This window comes from Pseudomonas sp. LBUM1664 (genome assembly GCF_059695895.1).
Map to the genome: position 1 here is coordinate 5,501,344 of NZ_CP166791.1, position 16,829 is coordinate 5,518,172.

The window sequence follows — 16,829 nt, forward strand, 5'->3', positions numbered from 1 at the left end:
AGCCTCACGCCATGCGCCTCAGCAGTGCGACGATTTACAATCAGAGCTTGAACGCCATGCTCACCCAGGAAAGCGCCTATCAGGACGCGGCTCAGGAAGTCTCCAGTGGCACGCGTGTGGAGACCCCTTCCGATGACTCACTGGCGGCCGCCCAAGCCGTCAACGTCCGTCAGGCGATCTCGGCCAACGAGCAATACGCCGACTCGCGCAGCGCTATCACCACCTCGTTGTCCCAGGAAGAAAGCACGCTCGATAGCGTCAACGATGCCATCAGCAGTGCCATGTCCCTGGTCGTTCAAGCCAACAACGGCACCTTGAGCGATGCCGACCGCGAATCGCTCGCCACCTCGCTACAAGGCGTCTACGACACGCTGGTGACCTTGGCCAACGCCACGGACAGCAACGGCAATTACCTGTTTTCCGGCTATCAGAGCCAGAGCCCAGCCTTCGCCGAAAATGCCGATGGCGAGCTGGTCTATCAGGGCGACGACAACGTCGTCACCCAACAGGTCAGTTCCACGCAGACCATGGCCAGCGGCGATAATGGCGCGGCGATTTTCCTCTCGGTCAGCAGCTCCGCAGGCTTCATTGCCGAAACAGGCGACAACTCCGGCAGCGTGACCTTCGACGGCCCGGACATCACCGACACCGAAGATGCCGCCTACGGTACCGGTTTCACTGTGACCTTCAGCACGGCCGCCGACGGCACGGCCCAATACAGCATCGATGGCGCAGATCCGGTCACGTATACCTCGGGCGACACCCTCGAAGTCAACGGTCTCTCCCTGACCCTCAGCGGGACACCGGCCGACGGCGATACCCTCACCGTCAGCGCCGCCGCCGATGCCGACCCGGACCTGTTCGCGACGTTGAAGAACCTGATCTCGGCGCTGCAAACACCGGTGGATACCGAGGCGGACCAAGCCAACCTGAGCAACACCCTGTCCACGGCCAGCCGCGAACTGAGCAATGCTCAGGACAACGTGCTGACCGTACTGACATCGGTGGGCTCACGGTTGAATCAGTTGGAAGTGCTCGACACCATCGGCGATGACCTGGCGCTCAGTTACACCGAGCGCCTGTCCGGTCTGGTGGATGCTGACTACACCGAGTCCGTCACCGAGTACACCTCGCTGCAAGTGGCGCTGCAGGCGGCCCAGCAAACCTTCGTCAGCATTCAGAAAATGTCGTTGTTCGAGTACATCTGAAACCACGTTCCAGGCGCCCGGAAACCTGGGGGCGCCTGAACGGTTTTAGGGGAGCGCCATGTGATCGATCAGGTACTGCATGAATTGCAGCGTGTTGGTCATCAGCCTGGCAAGAAACTGCCCCAGATCGCCCATCACCACCATCAGCAACACCAACCCCACGCACAATGTCGCCGGGAAACCCACGGAGAATACCGTCAGTTGCGGCGAGACGCGGTTCAGGATGCCCATGGCCAGGTTGATGATTAGCAGCGTGCCCACCATCGGCAGCGCCAACAAAAGTCCGGTGAGAAAGATCGTGCTGCCATAGCGGGCGATCAGGTTCCAGGCATTGGGGTCGAAGTGCAGGTTGCCGATCGGCAAAGTCTTGAAGGTTACCGCCAGCAGCTCAAGTACCATCAAATGACCATCGAGCGCCAAAAACATCAGGATCGTGACCATGCTCAGAAAGCGCGACAGCACCATGCTGTTGGTACTGGTGTCGGCGGAAAAGAACGTGGCAAAGGCCAGGCCCATCTGCATACCGCAAATGTCACCGGCCATCTCGACCACCGCCAGGGTGATGCGCATGACCATGCCCAAGGACATCCCGATCAACACCTGTTCCACAATTACCCCCAGGCCAGCCCATGAAAACAGGGCGACATCCGGCATGGGCGGCAGATTGGGTGCGAGCAGGAAAGCAAAGAGTATCGCCAGGCCCACCTTCACCTGACTCGAGACGTTTTTATGACCCAGGATCGGGTCGCTCATCAGAAACGCCAGCACTCGGCAAAACGGCCAGAAGAAGCTGCTCACCCAGAGTTGCAGCTGCGCCGAACTGACCTCGATCACAAGCGTCAGCCGATCAGCGCGGGCAAGCTGGTGAACAACGCGCGGGTGTAGTCAACCAGCATCTCCATGATCAGCGGCCCCGCCACGACCAGCACCACGCACACCCCGATAATTTTGGGGATAAACGACAGCGTGGATTCATTGATCTGCGTCGCGGCCTGAAACAGGCTCACCAGCAAACCGATAAACAGCGTCACCAACAATACGGGCCCCGCTACGATCATGCTCATGCGCATGCCTTTGTAAGCCAGGTCCATGACCATTTCCGGCGTCATTGTCTGCGTCCTCGAAGTCACATCATCAGGTGTAGAAACTTTGCGCCAATGAGCCGAGCAACAACTGCCAGCCATCGACCAGCACAAACAGCATCAGCTTGAACGGCAGCGAAATCGTCGACGGCGGCACCATCATCATGCCCAGCGCCATCAGCACGCTCGCCACCACCAGGTCGATGATCAAAAACGGAATGAAAATAGTGAAGCCGGCCTGGAAAGCGGTCTTCAGCTCGCTGGTGACAAAGGCCGGAAGCAATACCCGCATCGGTACGTCTTCGGGGCCTTGCAAGTCTTCGACCTGGGCCAAGCGCGCAAACAATGCAAGGTCGCCCTGGCGCGTCTGAGCCAGCATAAACTTGCGAAACGGCTGGCTCGCCAGGTCGAGAAACTGCTCGACCTTGATCTCGTCCTTGGAGAACGGCAGCCAGGCTTTTTCGTAAGCCTGATCGAGCGTCGGGGACATGACGAAAAACGTCAGGAACAGCGACAACCCCAACAACACCTGATTCGGCGGCGCCGACGTCGTGCCAATGGCGGTGCGCAGCAAGCCCAGGACAATGATGATGCGGGTAAACCCGGTCATCATCAGCAGCACCGCTGGCAGGAACGCCATGGCGCTGAGCAGCAACAGGGTTTGCAGACTCAGCGACCACTGCTGGCCGCCCGCCTGTCCGGTGAAGGCGGCCAACTCTTGAATCGCCGGCTCGGCCTGCGCATCGGCGACCCACACCAACAACGACACCGCCGACAACATCGCGTGTTTCAAGCCACGGGCAAAAGAACCCGACGCACTCATGATGGGGTTTCCGGTTGATTGTCGCTGCGCGGGGGACTGCGCCGCAGCGCAGCGGCCAAACGTTCGGCAAAACTGTCGCCGATCATCGCGGGGGGGCTCTCGGGATCGGCTGGCGGCGCGTCCATCTGCGACAGCGCACTGACCTGTTGCGCGGTCACGCCCAGCACCAGCCACTTGCCCTGAACCTCGACGATCACCACTTTCTCGCGCTGCCCCACGCTTGTACTGCTGACAACCCGCATCACCTTGCCGGGTGTCAACGCACGCGCGCCGATACGACGCACGAGCCAACCGCACAGCAATACACAGGCGACCACCAGCCCCAGCGCCAAGGCCGTCTTGCCGAGCAACGCCAGGTTCATCAGGCTGTCCGAAGGGACGCCAAGGGCCACGGGCGGCGTCTGGCTGACCTGGCTCATCGGTTGAGCTTTTGTACGCGTTCGGACGGCGTAATGATTTCGGTGATCCGAATACCGTACTTCTCATCCACGACCACCACCTCACCCTGGGCAATCAGGTAGCTGTTGATCAAGATGTCCATGGGTTCACCCGCCAGGCCGTCGAGCGCCAGTACCGAGCCCTGGGCCAGCTCCAGCAACTGCTTGATGGTAATCCGCGTGCGACCAAGCTCTACGCTCAGCTTGACGGGGATATCCATGATCATTTCCAGCTCACGCGGCGCGACCATGGGCTGTGGTGCTGCCAGCGGTTTGAAGACGCTGGCGCCAACGCCCGGTGCAACGTTTTCGACCGTCTCCTGCGCCTCACCCTGTTCGGCAAGGGCCATGGCCCAAGGGTCATCCGCCTCAGGCTCGGCTCCCTGCTCGGCCATGGCACCGGCCCAGTCATCGGCCTCTTGCGGCTCGATTTGGCTTGAATCAGTCATGGTCAGACTCCTTGGCAGTGGACACATGGCCCTTGATGAACCGGCTGGTTGAAGAGGAGGAGGCAGGGCCCAGGGAGTGATCGACCAATTCCTTCACGAGCAACGCACGCAAGCCGTTCTGGCTGCCGTATTCACATTTCATGACGGGCACTCCATCGACGCGCGCGCTAACGATGTCGGGCAGTTCGATGGGCAGGACATCGCCGACTTTCAGCGCCATGACCTGCCCTACCCGGACATCCATCTCGACAAAGTCGGCGATCAACTCGATCTCGGAGTGGGTGATTTCGCCAGCCATGCGCTTGTTCCAATCCCGCTCCTCTTCAGGATTGACATCGGTCAGGGGGCCGGTGAGCAACTTACGCATCGGCTCGATCATCAGGTAGGGAATAACGATGTTGAAATCGCTGGACAGGTTGCCGACTTCCAGATGGAACGTTGCATTCACCACGATTTCATTGGGCGAACTGGTGATGTTGGCGAACTTGGCCTGCATCTCCGAACGCAAATACTCGATTTCCAGGGGGTAGACGGACTTCCATGCGTCTTTGTAGGCGTCCACCGACAAGCCGAGCAGGCGCCGGATGATGCGCTGCTCGGTGTGGGTGAACTCCCGGCCTTCGGACTTGGTCACGAAACGGCCATCGCCACCGAACAGGTTGTCCACCACCATGAACACCACACTGGGCGGAAACACCACCAACGCGGTGCCTCGCAGCGGCTTCATCGCCAACAGGTTGATGTTGGTGGGCATCGGCATGTGTAGGGAAAAATCGCTGTAACTTTGGTAGCGCACGCTGGTGACCGTGATATCGATGCTGCGCCTGATCAGGTTGAACAGGCTCATGCGAAAGTAACGTGCAAAGCGCTCGTTGATGATATCCAGCGCGTGCAAGCGCTCATGGATCACCCGATGCTGAGTCGCCGGGTCGTACGGACGCACACCCGAGTCCTTGGGCTTATCGACCTCATCCGGGGCATCGCTGTCGCCGCCCCCGCGAAGCAACATGTCGATTTCGTCCTGTGAGAGCAAATCGTCTATGGCCATGGGGTTACTGCACGATAAAGTCGGTGTACAGAACGTTGAGCACCGAGAGCTCAGGCTGCTGTGCCGTCAGGGACTGTTTGAGCATTTCAAGAATTTTGGCAGCGAGGAGTTCTTTGCCCTGAGGGGTGGCCAGCTGCGTGCTGTCCTGCCCGCTCAACAGAGTCAAAAGCTGGCTGCGAATCTGCGGCATGTACTGCTGCACAAGTGTCTGTGTTGCGTCATTTCCCACTTCCAGGGCGAAGCCCACATACAACAGGCTTTGCTCATTGCGCTCGTTTTGAAGATTGACCGTCATCGGCGCAAGGGTGACCAGCCGCGGTGCCTGGGGTTTCGTCTCGACGGCTTCAACCTTCACCGCCTTGTCGACAGGGGCCTTGGCCTGGCTCATGAAAACGTACATGGCGCCGGAGCTGGCGGCGGCAGCGACCAACGCCAACAACATAATCCAGAGCCAAGGTGTTTTGCGGATGGAGGTCATTTGCTGGAACCATGGAAAGAAGGAGAACCGTTAGGCAGGGCTTAAGTATGACCATCTCCCTGGTCTTCCCATGAGGCAATAAGACCAGGCTAACGGCGGTATCTTGCTGTTTTGATTTGCTATTCAGACGTACAGATCGACGCCCGAACTGCGCACGGCAACGCTCTGCACCGGTGCCTCATCCACGTCCGGCGCTGAATCCGTGCGGCTCATCGCGGCGCCGCCCGACGAATCGCGCTGAGCCTGATCGCCCGACGCCTGGCGCGAGGACTGATCGCTGACCGAGGCCTGGCCCAATGAAATACCCTGGGAAGCGAGGGCTTCTCGCAACTGTGGCAATGCCTGCTCCACCGCCGTACGCACCGACGCATGCGCCGACTGGAACTGCGCCTCAGTGTTGCCATCACTGAGATTGAGGCTGATCGACAGCGGGCCGAGTTCAGAGGGGTTGAGCCTCAAGTCAACCTGTTGATCGCCGCGAGTGATCATGTCGATCATCTGTTGCCCCAAGCCGTTCTGCCAATCGGCAGTACCCATAGCGGCCGAGAGAACCAGGCCATTGCTGACGACGTTGGCGGAGCTGCTCAGGCCGACGTTGCTCACGGTCAACGATGCGAGGTTGAAACCGTTTGGAACATCGCTGCTGACTGCGCCATCGGCCTGGCTATGGGTCGATGTATTGTCACTTTGCTTGTGCAGTTCTTGCACGGCATTGGCAGCCTGTCCGTCCAGTGCCGACACCGTGCTTTGCCCATCCAACGCCGCTGGCGTGTCCTGGTAGGTGTCAGACTCGGGCTCTACAGGCTTCAGGCTCGAGGCCTGCAGGTTTGTGTTGGCGCTGACCAACGCCTCGGAATCCACCGACACAGCACCCTGGCTGGCGGCGGCAGGTACTTGCAGAGGCACCGCCGGGGCAACGACCAACAACGTCGGATCAAGCTGGCCGGCACTTTCAATCAGATCCATGCGCTGACGAATATCTTCCAGCGAATTGTCGCGATCACTCGTGCCGTCCAAGGCATCCGGCTCGGCGTCTTCGACAAGAGCGTCTGCCGTGGCGTAGAGATCCAAGCCTGAATTGTCCTGCGTGAGTGTCGCATCCTGGTCAGTAGACAGAGCAGCCGCCTGCTGACTCAGTTGAGCCGTGGAAGGTGTCGATAGCTCCTGCTCAGGTTGCTCGACTGGCTCGAGAACGGCATCCGCCATCCCTGGGCCCGGCACCGTCGTCAAGCGATCAGCCTCATCGCCAGCAACCGGCTCACTGGGCGCTGCATCCACAGCACGGCTGACCGCCGAGGGTGTGGAGGCCGAGGTCGCTGTACCCGGCGCTGACGCCAACGTGTCCACCTGAGCGTTGCTGTCATCGGTCGAAGCGGTCGGGGCGGCTGAGTCATTGCCCGGCGCGGCCTCACTCACTTGACTCAACACCGACGAGAACGACTCGACAGTCGTGCCCTGAGGCAGGTTTGTGACGCTGGCCTGAGTCGATGCAGCGGACGATGAGGCGAACGAAGCAATGATGTCCATGGTGTTCCCTAGAAACGTCTATCGATGGAGGTCGAAAAACTGTCGAAGCGCCGGCGCAACTGGCTGGCCATTTCATCGCTTTGCCGCTGCTCGACTCGCCCGTCCAGCAGCCGTTGCTGCTGAGCCCGACGACTCAAGAGTGCTTCAATGGCGCTGACCTTCTGCCATTGCGCCAGCCAAGTCATTTGGTGCTGGGCCACCTGCTTGCGATGGCGCTCCAGGCTTTTTTGCGCACGATCGACGGCATCCTCCAGCGAAAGGAGAAAGCCACGGTAATTGGTGAGCGCCGAAGGACTCATACCTTCCTTGAGCAGTTCCCGTTGCAGGTTCTGCCGGTATTCCTGTTGGTACTCATCCAATGTGCGCAGTTGGTTGATCACCTGTTGTTCGGCGTTACGGCTCTGCGCCAATGCTCGCGCCGCGACGTCCCGCGCTTTACTGGTCAGTTCGATAAGCAGGTCAAGGGATTGATTAGCCATCGGTGATTACTCGCCAGGGACAAGAAAAGGGTCATTTGCCAGGAAACAAAAGGTTGAGCCCCGACTGGGTCTCTTCCACGCTGGCGCGATCATTGATGCGCTGCTGCAGAAATCGCTCGATATGCGGGTACAAGCCAACGGCGCGGTCGAGTTGGGCATCGTGCCCCGGTGCATAGGCGCCGACGCTGATCAAGTCACGGTTGCGCTGGTAACGTGACAACGTCTGCTTGAGTTGTTGCGCCTTGCGCTGTTGCGACTCACTGACGATGGCGGTCATCGCCCGACTGATTGACGCTTCGATATCGATGGCCGGGTAATGCCCGCTTTCGGCCAGGTGACGGGACAGCACGATGTGCCCATCCAGAATCGCCCGCGCCGCATCGGCAATCGGGTCCTGCTGATCGTCGCCCTCGCTGAGCACCGTATAAAACGCCGTGATCGATCCACCACCGGGTGGACCATTACCGGTGCGCTCAACGAGCTTCGGCAGTTTGGCAAACACTGACGGCGGGTACCCCTTGGTCGCCGGGGGTTCACCCACGGCCAATGCAATTTCACGCTGGGCCATGGCGTAGCGGGTCAACGAGTCCATGATCAACAGGACATCCTTGCCCTGATCGCGAAAATCCTCGGCCAGGCGCGTCGCGTACACCGCCCCTTGCAAACGTTGCAGCGGCGACGTGTCGGCCGGGGCGGCGACGACCACCGAACGGCGTAAACCGTCTTCGCCCAGGATGTTATCGATGAAATCCTGCACCTCCCTGCCCCGCTCGCCGATCAGCCCAACCACGATGACATCGGCCTGGGTGTAGCGGGCCATCATGCCGAGCAACACCGACTTGCCGACGCCGGACCCGGCAAACAAGCCCAGGCGCTGGCCACGACCGACACACAGCAAGGCATTGATGGCGCGGATGCCGACATCGATCTGACGGTCGATCGGTGCGCGCTTGAGGGGGTTGAGCGGCTGAGTGTGCAGGCTGGCGTGATGGGCACCGAGCAGCGGCCCGCGACCATCCAGGGGCTGCCCACTGCTGTCCAGCACCCGACCGAGCAGCGACATACCCAGCGGAAAATAGCGAGCACCCGCCGTGCCATCCAGACAGTCATCGGCAAACACCCTCGCGCCAGCTTGCAACCCGTGGATCTCTGCCAATGGCATCAGGTAGAGGATTTCACCGGCAAAACCGACCACTTCGGCTTCGGCATAAACGGGGTGTGCACGGACGCGACTTTGCGCGGCCAATTCGATGCGACAGGCACCCCCCAACGGCAGGCGCAAGCCCACGGCCTCAAGCACCATACCGGTGGCGCGGGTAATCCGCCCGCTGCGCAGGTAGTCCGCAACCCGCAGTTGCTCTCCCTGAAAAGCATCCAGCACGCCGCTCCAGCGCTCAAGATGCAGATTGCCCGGGATCATGGCTGCTCGCCGAGGATCGCCACGGCGTCATCCAGCACCCGCTCGGTGCTGCGACTCAACATCCCCAGGCGTGACTGGCGCGTGGCGTCCAACTCACCGCTGGCGCTGACCACTCGACAACCGCCCGGCAATATCGCCGTGTCGGCGTGCAAGGCCCAACCTGCCGCATCAATCTGTTCGCCAAGGCTGCTATGAACCAACTGCAAATCATCCGGGTTCAACCACAGGCGAGGCTTACCGGTCAGCTCGGGGTCGCCGTTGAGCATTTTCTGCACAATGGCGATCACCTGTTCCGGCTGAGCGGTCAGGGCCTCTCCTGCCAGTTGCTGGGCGGCATCAAGCGCAATCCGGGTCAACTGACGAGCAATGTGCGTATCCATCTGCTTGAGCGCCTGATCGAAGTTCTGGCACAGCTCCAACAACGGCTGCAAAGTCTGTAGAACCTGCTGTTGCAACTCCACCGCCGCGGCCTGGCGACCTTCGATCAGGCCTTGCGCATAACCCTGTTCCAGCCCTTGGGCATGACCGACCTGCTGCGCCTCGCTGACGGTTTTTTCGCGCAGCACCTGCATTTCCAGCTTGTGTGCAAAGGCTTGCTTGCGCAGCAGCTCCCGATGACCAATCTGCGGATCATGGGCCGGTAATTCATTGCTGCCCAGCGGATCCATCTGCCAGGTTTGCCAGCGGTCACTGTCCGGTACGCCAGAGAACTCAGACATAAGCGTCATTACCGCGGGCCGTCACAATTTCGCCGCTGTCGGACAAACGTCGAACCACCTGCAAAATGTTTTTTTGTTCAGACTCAATCTGCGACATGCGGATCGGTCCGCGCGCTTCCATGTCTTCACGGAACAATTGCGCGGCACGTTGTGACATGTTGTTGAGGAAGCGCTCGAGCAAGGCCGGTGGTGCACCCTTGAGGGCAACCGCCAACGAGTTGTTTTCGACCTGCTGAAGCAGCAACTGGATGCCGCGATCGTCCACCTCGATAAGGTTCTCGAACAGGAACATCTCGTCGAGGATCTTCTGCGCCAGGTCTTCGTTGTGCTGACGCACGGTTTCGATGGCCAACTCTTCGTGCGCAGAGCTCATCAGGTTGAGGATTTCCGCCGCCGTTCTTACGCCGCCCATTTTGCTGCGCTTGAGGCTTTGCCCGTCGAGCATGACGCCCAGCACTTCCGTCAACTCCTGCAACGCTACCGGCTGCACGCCGCTGAAGGTCGCAATGCGCAGAATGATGTCGTTGCGCAGGCGGTCGGGCAGCAGTTGAAGGATGTCGGAGGCCTGAGGACGCTCCAGATGCACCAGGATGGTCGCGATGATCTGCGGGTGCTCGTCACGAATCATCTCGGCAACCATCGAGGCTTCCATCAGGTTCAGCTTGTCGATGCCGGACCCGGTGTTGGTACTCTCCAGGATATCGTCGATCAGGCTGGCCGCGCGCTCGCTGCCCAGAGCCTTGGTCAATACCGCACGGATATGATCGCTGGTCTGGATATTGACGGCAGCGTATTGATCGGTCTCGTCCATGAACTCTTCCAGCACCTGACGCATTTCATCATGGGACACCTGGCTCAGGCGTGCCATCTCCATACTGATGGCTTCGACATCCGTGCTCGGCAGGAACTTGAACACTTCGGCCGCGCTGTCGGCATCGAGCGACAACAGCAAAATCGCACTGCGGCGAGACCCGCTCATCTTGTTAGTCATTCTTTTTTCATCCATCCGCGCACGATCATGGCGACCAGTCTCGGGTCTTCGGCAGCAATCTGCTGCAAGCTCTGCATGTTCTGCTCATACACGGCCGATTTGCGTGGCAGGGTTTGCGGCGAATTCTCCTGGTTGGCGACCATGACAGCGGTGCCCTTGGCCGTCGGCACGAGGGCGGTGCCCGGCTCAGACAGATCCGCCAAGGGGCGTCGGTTCAGATCGGCATTGCGCCGTTGCATCGGTCTGAGCACCAGCCACCACAGCGTTAGCGCGGCAAAGGCGACCAGCACATAGCGCATCGCACTCATCAGCAGGTTGTAGGCCTCTGGGGTTTTCCACCAGGCCTGCTCGGCCACGACGGTGTCGGTCTCCACAAACGGGCTGTTGATCACTTGCAGTGCATCGCCACGACTTTCGGTGAAGCCCATGGCCTGGCGCACCAAGTTGTTGATGTTCTCCAGCTCTTCCTTGCTCAACGGCTCTGGCGTCGGCGTGCCGTCCTTAAGCACAGTGCGATAGTTGACCACGACTGCCGTCGTCAGACGCTGGATGTTGCCCAGCCCCGACTTGACGTGCTCGACGTTACGGTCGACTTCGTAGTTGATCATGCGCTCGCTTTGCAGCGACTTGCCGCTCTGGGCGTCGGCTGCGTTCGCCGTGTTGGCGGTTGTCTGCGGCGTGGCGTTGGCGGCGGGTGTTGGCGCTGTGGCACGCGTCGGCGCAGGGGTATTGGGCGGCGTGTTGGTCAGCGCTCCAGGAACGCCCCGTCCCGCGCCATCCTCCTCCAGCACATGCTCGGAGGTCTGTTTACTGCGCACCGCGGCCTCGTTGGGGTCCTGATTGGGCGCGTAACGCTCGGCGGTGCTTTCACGACTGGAGAAATCGATCTGGGCGACCACCTGCGCGTGAACGTTCTGATTGCCCAGCAAAGGCGTCAGGATGTCTTCGATGCGGCGCTGGTAGGAGCGCTCGACTTCACGCACATAGCTAAGCTGCGATCCATCAAGGCCGGAGTTATCGCTGTGGGTCTGCGACAACAGGCGACCGTTCTGGTCAACCACGGTAACGGCATCAACGTTGAGCTCCGGCACGCTGGAGGTCACCAGATGCACAATCGCGTTGGCCTGACTCTGGCCCAATTCCCGACCAGGCTGCAGCGTCAACACGACAGACGCGCGCGCCGCTTCGCGGTCGCGAACAAACACCGACTGCTTGGCCATGACCAGATGAACACGCGCCTTGGCCACCGGCCCCAGGGACTCAATGGTGCGTGACAGCTCGCCTTCAAGGCCTCGCTGATAGTTCAAATGCTCGGCAAACTGACTGACGCCGAACGCCTGCTTGTCCAGCAACTCGAAACCGATGCTGCCGCCCTTGGGCAAGCCTTGCTCGGCCAATTGCAGGCGCAATGCGTTCATCTTGTCGCTGGGAACCATGATGGTGTTGCCACCTTCGCCGAGACGATAAGGAATGCCGCGCTTGTCCAGCTCGCCAATGATTTGCCCGCCGTCCGCCTCGCTGAGGCTGGAAAAAAGCACGCGATACTCCGGTTCTCGTGCCCACAGCAGCAAGGCCACCACAATCGCGATGACCGCCGCACCTGCCAACAACAAGGGCAACAGCGGCTGGCTGCGAAACAGGGTCGACAACGCTTCCAACGGTCTGGCCGGAACACTGACCGGAATGTTTTTTTGCGCGCCTTTGGCCAGGACTGCGGTACTCACGAACACCTCGATAGCGAGGATAGGGCCTGTACGAAAGACATTGCGGAGTCCGGTAGCAGTAGTAGTCGAACAGCCTCCTGCTTCAGCAACACCCATGGGCGCCGCAGGAAATCGGGACGGCTGGCAGAACTTCATTCTGGCGAAAATGCCAAAAGCTAAAGGCCGGAAAAGCCGTCAGTTTTGTAGTCAATTGGGCGAATGTGCACGTGTGCAGGCTTGCTAATCTGCTGGCCTAATCGCTGCACACAGGTCTTGCGCCATGAATTCGTCCGCCCTTACCAATGCCTTGCAACAACTGACAAGCCTTGCCGAGCAGGCCGAAGGCGTGAGCACCCGTAGCGTCAGCAGCGGGTCGGCCAGTGGGTTCGCAGGAGAACTGCAGGCTTCGCTGCAACGCATCAATCAACTCCAACAAACCGCCAGCAGCCAGTCCAATGCCTTTCAGGCGGGCAGCGCCGCGGTTTCGCTCAGTGATGTGATGGCCGACTCGCAGAAGGCCAGCATTGCGTTCCAGATGGGCGTGCAAGTGCGCAACCGCTTGCTCACGGCTTACAAGGACGTGATGAGCATGCAGGTCTGAACATACTGTTGCGCAGAGGGGCGGAGCACGACGCTCGACACCTTTATTGATGAAATGGCTGAAAAGGTGAGCGAACCCTAAAGTCGGTATTGCCGATTGCCGATGTTGCGTTCGAGCGCCCTCCTTGAGGGTGAACACAACATCTTGCCCAAACGAGCAAAGCCGGGCACAAATCAGGACGGACACCCTTATGGCAACGACCACCTCCACCAGCAGCTCCACCGCATCCGTCACTTCCCTGGGCGTCGGTTCCGGACTGGATCTGGACAGCATCCTGGAAAGCCTGGAAGAGTCAAAAGTAGCCAGCCTGCTGGATCCGATCACCGCACAAGAGGAGTCGGTGGATGCCGAAATATCGGCATATGGCACGTTGACCAGTGCCCTGACCACCCTGCAAACAGCGGTCGAAGCCCTGGCCGACGAGAGCCTTTATGAGTCTGTGACCACGACCCTGTCGGGCAGCGGAGTGACGGCGGCAACCACCAGTGAAGCCGAGGCCGGCACCTATACGCTGCAAGTGACACAACTGGCCCAGGCACAAAGCCTCACCGCCGATGGCGTTGCAAGCAAGACCACCGCACTGGGCACCGGCACGCTGACACTGCAAGTCGGTACGCAAGATGCGGTCTCGATCACCCTCGACAGCAGTAACAACACCCTGGAGGGCATCCGCGATGCAATCAACGCGGCCGATGCCGGCGTCACCGCCTCAATCGTCAGTGACGGCAGCAACACCCCCTATCGCCTGGTGCTGACATCAGACAACACGGGGACCGAGTCCGAAATGACCGTGACCTACAGCGCTACGGACAGCACCGATGAGGCATCAAGCCTGTTCGGCTACGACGGCACCACAGGCAACATGACCGAGACGGTCGAAGCCCTGGACGCCGAACTCACGATCAACGGCATCGCCATCAGCAGCCAAAGCAACACCGTCGAAGATGCCTTGCAAGGGGTCACCCTGAGCCTGTCCACCACCGGCAGCTCTCAAACCCTGACGATTGCTCAAGACACCGACGCGATCCTCGAAGCCATTACCGCGTTCGTCGATGCCTACAACGATTACGTCACGACAGTGGATGAGTTGACCTCGTATGACTCAACCACGGATACGGCAGGTGAGCTGCTGGGAGACTCAACCACCCGGCGAATCAGCAGTGAGTTGAGCAGCGATCTCTACAGCGCTATCGGCAGCGGGACTTATAGTTACCTGTCGCAGCTGGGTATTTCCCTGGAAGTCGATGGCACCTTGCTGATCGACGAAGACGCGCTGACGAGCGCACTCGAAGACGACGCGGACGCTGTTTCGCAATTTTTTATCGGCACCGACGACACCGCGGGCTTTATTACCCAGATGTCGACGGACCTGGACAACTATCTGGACGAAGACAAGGGTTTGATCGTCGCCAAAACCGACAGCCTGGAATCCAAACTCGTACAACTGGAAGAGCGCTATGAAGAGAAACAGGCGCTCATCGACTCCGAAATGGCTCGCTGGACAGAAGAGTTCACCCAGCTCGACACCTTGATATCGGAGCTGAACTCGACGTCTGAATACCTGACGACCCAGTTTGACTCACTTAATAGCGATGACTGATGACACTACTGCGGAGCAAATTAGATGAGTTCCATTCGAGACGCGAATGCTTACGCCAAGGTGGGCGTGGAAAGCGGCATTTTGGCGGCCTCCCCTCACCAAAGAATCGTGATGCTGTTCGACAGCTACCAGACGTCTATTCGTCTTGCACGCCTACACCTGCAGGCCGGTAACATCGCTGAAAAAGGTAACGCCATTACCAAAGCAATCAACATTGTCAGCCAGGGGCTGCGCGCCTCACTGGATCTGGAGCAAGGAGGCGACATTGCTGTGCAACTTGACCAACTTTACGACTACGTCGTTCGCGTACTGCTTCGAGCAAATCTCAACAATGATGAAACAGCTCTCACCACGGCCGCCGACTTGCTGAACAATGTCGCCGCCGCCTGGCTAGCCATTGGTTCGCACATCGAGGAAGAGCGGTAGACATGATACAAGCACAATTGATCGCCGCTTACGAGCAACTACTTGAACAATCCCGACGCATCCTCGAATGCGCAGAGCGGGCCGACTGGGATGGCATCTTCACCTTAAAGTCCCAAGGCCTGATCGATGCGGCCTATTTACGCCGCGCTGAGGGTCAAGCCGAACTTGACGATGCCGGCCAGCAACGAAAACTTGAACTCGTGAGCCAGATAATAGAATTAGATGGACAAGTAAACTCGTTCTTGCATGCGCGCCAGAATGATTTGGGTCAACTCATGCAAATCAATCGTCGAAAGAGCGACTTGAACAACGCATACCGGGCATCGTCCAATAGCGTAATACCAATGAGCCACTATTTGTATCACAAAAAATAAAAACACCGTACAAGCAGGATTAAATCGAGACACATTTGTATGGAACCATCCATTAAGTACGAAGAAAACGTGAAAATAGACAACAAATAGTCTGCCCCGGTCTGTTATCGTACGTTCCAGTTAACACTTTAGAAAAAATTAAAAATAGTATTCACGACTTCTGAGCAAGGTCGAGCGTGTGAATCGCCAAAAAAACCATAAATAACTTAGTCCTAGAAAGGGCAAAGCAAAACTTCTTAATACTTGTCGTTTTTTTGACACTTGTCTGCCGGAGGGCACACCGTCGAAGTGTGCCCACACTAGTAGCATCCATGGGGAGGGGTAGAAATTGCCAAATGCCAACACAGAGCTTGAAGACATCCAGGATATGAATCTTTCATATTTGTTACTGGCCCAAAATCTGTTGCGCAAAGATCGAGACGTGGCCATCTTTCGCCTGAAACTCAGCGAAAAAATGGCGGATCTGCTAACTAAACTGAGCAGCAAGCAAATGACCCAGCTGGCCCGGGTCAATCAATTGATTTGCCGCCCCGTCTTCGAAGAGACCGATCGATTATCCAAAGTCTTGGGCAACTCCCGCGAACTGGGCATGGTGGAAATTCATTCAGCTCTGCTGATGGCCGCCGCAGATCGCTCAGGGGATATACAGTTCGGGGAAGGCTGATCCATGTCAGAAAAAAGCCTGGTCACCGAAATGCAGCAAGTGCAACTGGCAATCGAACTGATTGAGCTGGGCGCACGACTGCAGGTGCTGGAAACCGAGACCTCGCTCAGCCGAGGACGCCTTATCCGACTGTACAAAGAAGTTCGAGGAGCCTCCCCGCCGAAGGGCATGCTGCCCTTCTCAACCGACTGGTTCGTGACGTGGCTGCCGAATATTCACTCATCCCTGTTCTACGGCATGTATCGCAGCATGATCGAAATTGGCGGATACCGGATCGATGCGTTCGTCAAAGCCTATCGCCTCTATCTGGAACAGGTCGGCGATCAAGAAGGGGAACTGGTGCTCGGCCTGACTCGCGCCTGGACCCTTGTACGTTTTTTTGAAAGCGACATGCTTGAGCTGATCCGCTGTTCGTGCTGTTCGGGCGAGTTCGTCGCCCACTCTCACGCGCCAGTGCAACACTACGTCTGCGGCATTTGCCAACCGCCATCACGCGCAGGCAAAACCTTGAAGCGCCGAGTCATTGATGCCCAGCTGCACGATAGCCTGCCCCCCGTACGCAAGGCGTAAAACAAAAAATCAACACCTGAAGAGCCCCCCATCGCGAGTGAATGGAGTGGGTAAACCCTGACAGATCGGGTTTACCCCTTTATCGCCGACCGCCTCTACACACTGCAGGATTTCGCCTGTGCGGTACTTATGCACGGCCAACCACCCCACCTCACACCAAAATAAAATAATTTCAAGTTCCGGATATCCCTGCCGATATTCCGCAGGTCATCTATTTCTTGAAATTAAAG

General features: G+C 58.7%; 20 protein-coding genes. 7 read left to right on the top strand and 13 right to left on the bottom strand.

Translation table 11 applies throughout. From position 1 onward, the window contains the following. Positions 1-11 precede the first annotated feature (11 nt). Entirely contained in the window at positions 12-1,208 is a 1,197-nt protein-coding gene (flgL, locus tag ACA047_RS25675) for a flagellar hook-associated protein FlgL (protein WP_497354173.1), read from the top strand. 45 nt (positions 1,209-1,253) lie between these two features. On the opposite strand, the gene fliR is transcribed toward flgL, so the two are convergent. From fliR to fliF, 13 genes are all read right to left on the bottom strand, one after another. Further along, positions 1,254-2,042: a flagellar biosynthetic protein FliR gene (gene fliR / locus ACA047_RS25680; protein ID WP_497354175.1), complete on the bottom strand. Its 789-nt coding sequence runs from the start codon at positions 2,040-2,042 to the stop codon at positions 1,254-1,256. 5 nt (positions 2,043-2,047) lie between these two features. Next, complete coding sequence (fliQ, locus tag ACA047_RS25685) at positions 2,048-2,317, bottom strand: flagellar biosynthesis protein FliQ (protein ID WP_497354177.1); 270 nt, start codon at positions 2,315-2,317, stop codon at positions 2,048-2,050. Between the two features lie 25 nt (positions 2,318-2,342). Beyond that, positions 2,343-3,113: a flagellar type III secretion system pore protein FliP gene (gene fliP / locus ACA047_RS25690; protein WP_497354179.1), complete on the bottom strand. Its 771-nt coding sequence runs from the start codon at positions 3,111-3,113 to the stop codon at positions 2,343-2,345. Further along, on the bottom strand, positions 3,110-3,532 hold the full coding sequence (gene fliO / locus ACA047_RS25695; RefSeq protein WP_497354181.1) for a flagellar biosynthetic protein FliO: 423 nt from the start codon (positions 3,530-3,532) through the stop codon (positions 3,110-3,112). Before fliO ends, fliP begins: the two co-directional genes overlap by 4 nt. Then, a complete protein-coding gene (fliN, locus tag ACA047_RS25700) occupies positions 3,529-3,999 on the bottom strand; it encodes a flagellar motor switch protein FliN (protein WP_497354183.1) in 471 nt (156 codons plus the stop codon). The genes fliO and fliN overlap by 4 nt, the downstream gene beginning before the upstream one ends. Then, a complete protein-coding gene (gene fliM / locus ACA047_RS25705) occupies positions 3,992-5,047 on the bottom strand; it encodes a flagellar motor switch protein FliM (protein WP_497354185.1) in 1,056 nt (351 codons plus the stop codon). Before fliM ends, fliN begins: the two co-directional genes overlap by 8 nt. Before the next feature lie 4 nt (positions 5,048-5,051). After that, complete coding sequence (fliL, locus tag ACA047_RS25710) at positions 5,052-5,525, bottom strand: flagellar basal body-associated protein FliL (RefSeq protein WP_497354187.1); 474 nt, start codon at positions 5,523-5,525, stop codon at positions 5,052-5,054. A 123-nt stretch (positions 5,526-5,648) separates the two neighbouring features. Continuing rightward, the gene (locus ACA047_RS25715; RefSeq protein ID WP_497354189.1) at positions 5,649-7,052 is read right to left on the bottom strand and encodes a flagellar hook-length control protein FliK; all 1,404 of its coding nucleotides are present in this window, start codon (positions 7,050-7,052) and stop codon (positions 5,649-5,651) included. An 8-nt stretch (positions 7,053-7,060) separates the two neighbouring features. After that, positions 7,061-7,531, bottom strand: coding sequence for a flagellar export protein FliJ (gene fliJ / locus ACA047_RS25720; protein WP_497354191.1), 471 nt, complete (start codon positions 7,529-7,531; stop codon positions 7,061-7,063). A gap of 31 nt (positions 7,532-7,562) precedes the next feature. Next, a complete protein-coding gene (fliI, locus tag ACA047_RS25725) occupies positions 7,563-8,951 on the bottom strand; it encodes a flagellar protein export ATPase FliI (RefSeq protein ID WP_497354193.1) in 1,389 nt (462 codons plus the stop codon). After that, complete coding sequence (locus ACA047_RS25730) at positions 8,948-9,670, bottom strand: FliH/SctL family protein (protein ID WP_497354195.1); 723 nt, start codon at positions 9,668-9,670, stop codon at positions 8,948-8,950. Before ACA047_RS25730 ends, fliI begins: the two co-directional genes overlap by 4 nt. Continuing rightward, the gene (gene fliG, locus ACA047_RS25735) at positions 9,663-10,661 is read right to left on the bottom strand and encodes a flagellar motor switch protein FliG (RefSeq protein ID WP_497354197.1); all 999 of its coding nucleotides are present in this window, start codon (positions 10,659-10,661) and stop codon (positions 9,663-9,665) included. The genes ACA047_RS25730 and fliG overlap by 8 nt, the downstream gene beginning before the upstream one ends. Continuing rightward, positions 10,658-12,385, bottom strand: coding sequence for a flagellar basal-body MS-ring/collar protein FliF (fliF, locus tag ACA047_RS25740; protein ID WP_497354199.1), 1,728 nt, complete (start codon positions 12,383-12,385; stop codon positions 10,658-10,660). The genes fliG and fliF overlap by 4 nt, the downstream gene beginning before the upstream one ends. Before the next feature lie 259 nt (positions 12,386-12,644). Here fliF and fliE point away from each other — a divergent pair, with 259 nt between their 5' ends. The 6 genes from fliE (at position 12,645) to flhC (ending at position 16,599) form a co-directional block, all read left to right on the top strand. Then, positions 12,645-12,965 carry a flagellar hook-basal body complex protein FliE gene (gene fliE, locus ACA047_RS25745; protein WP_497354201.1) on the top strand — a complete coding sequence of 107 codons (321 nt, stop codon included), beginning with the start codon at positions 12,645-12,647 and terminating at the stop codon, positions 12,963-12,965. A 190-nt stretch (positions 12,966-13,155) separates the two neighbouring features. Next, on the top strand, positions 13,156-14,565 hold the full coding sequence (fliD, locus tag ACA047_RS25750; RefSeq protein WP_497354203.1) for a flagellar filament capping protein FliD: 1,410 nt from the start codon (positions 13,156-13,158) through the stop codon (positions 14,563-14,565). A gap of 24 nt (positions 14,566-14,589) precedes the next feature. Beyond that, positions 14,590-14,991, top strand: coding sequence for a flagellar export chaperone FliS (gene fliS, locus ACA047_RS25755; RefSeq protein ID WP_497354205.1), 402 nt, complete (start codon positions 14,590-14,592; stop codon positions 14,989-14,991). 2 nt (positions 14,992-14,993) lie between these two features. After that, positions 14,994-15,365: a flagellar protein FliT gene (locus ACA047_RS25760; RefSeq protein WP_497354207.1), complete on the top strand. Its 372-nt coding sequence runs from the start codon at positions 14,994-14,996 to the stop codon at positions 15,363-15,365. A 328-nt stretch (positions 15,366-15,693) separates the two neighbouring features. After that, entirely contained in the window at positions 15,694-16,029 is a 336-nt protein-coding gene (gene flhD, locus ACA047_RS25765) for a flagellar transcriptional regulator FlhD (RefSeq protein WP_041475705.1), read from the top strand. A gap of 3 nt (positions 16,030-16,032) precedes the next feature. Further along, on the top strand, positions 16,033-16,599 hold the full coding sequence (gene flhC / locus ACA047_RS25770) for a flagellar transcriptional regulator FlhC (protein ID WP_497354209.1): 567 nt from the start codon (positions 16,033-16,035) through the stop codon (positions 16,597-16,599). Positions 16,600-16,829 lie beyond the last annotated feature (230 nt).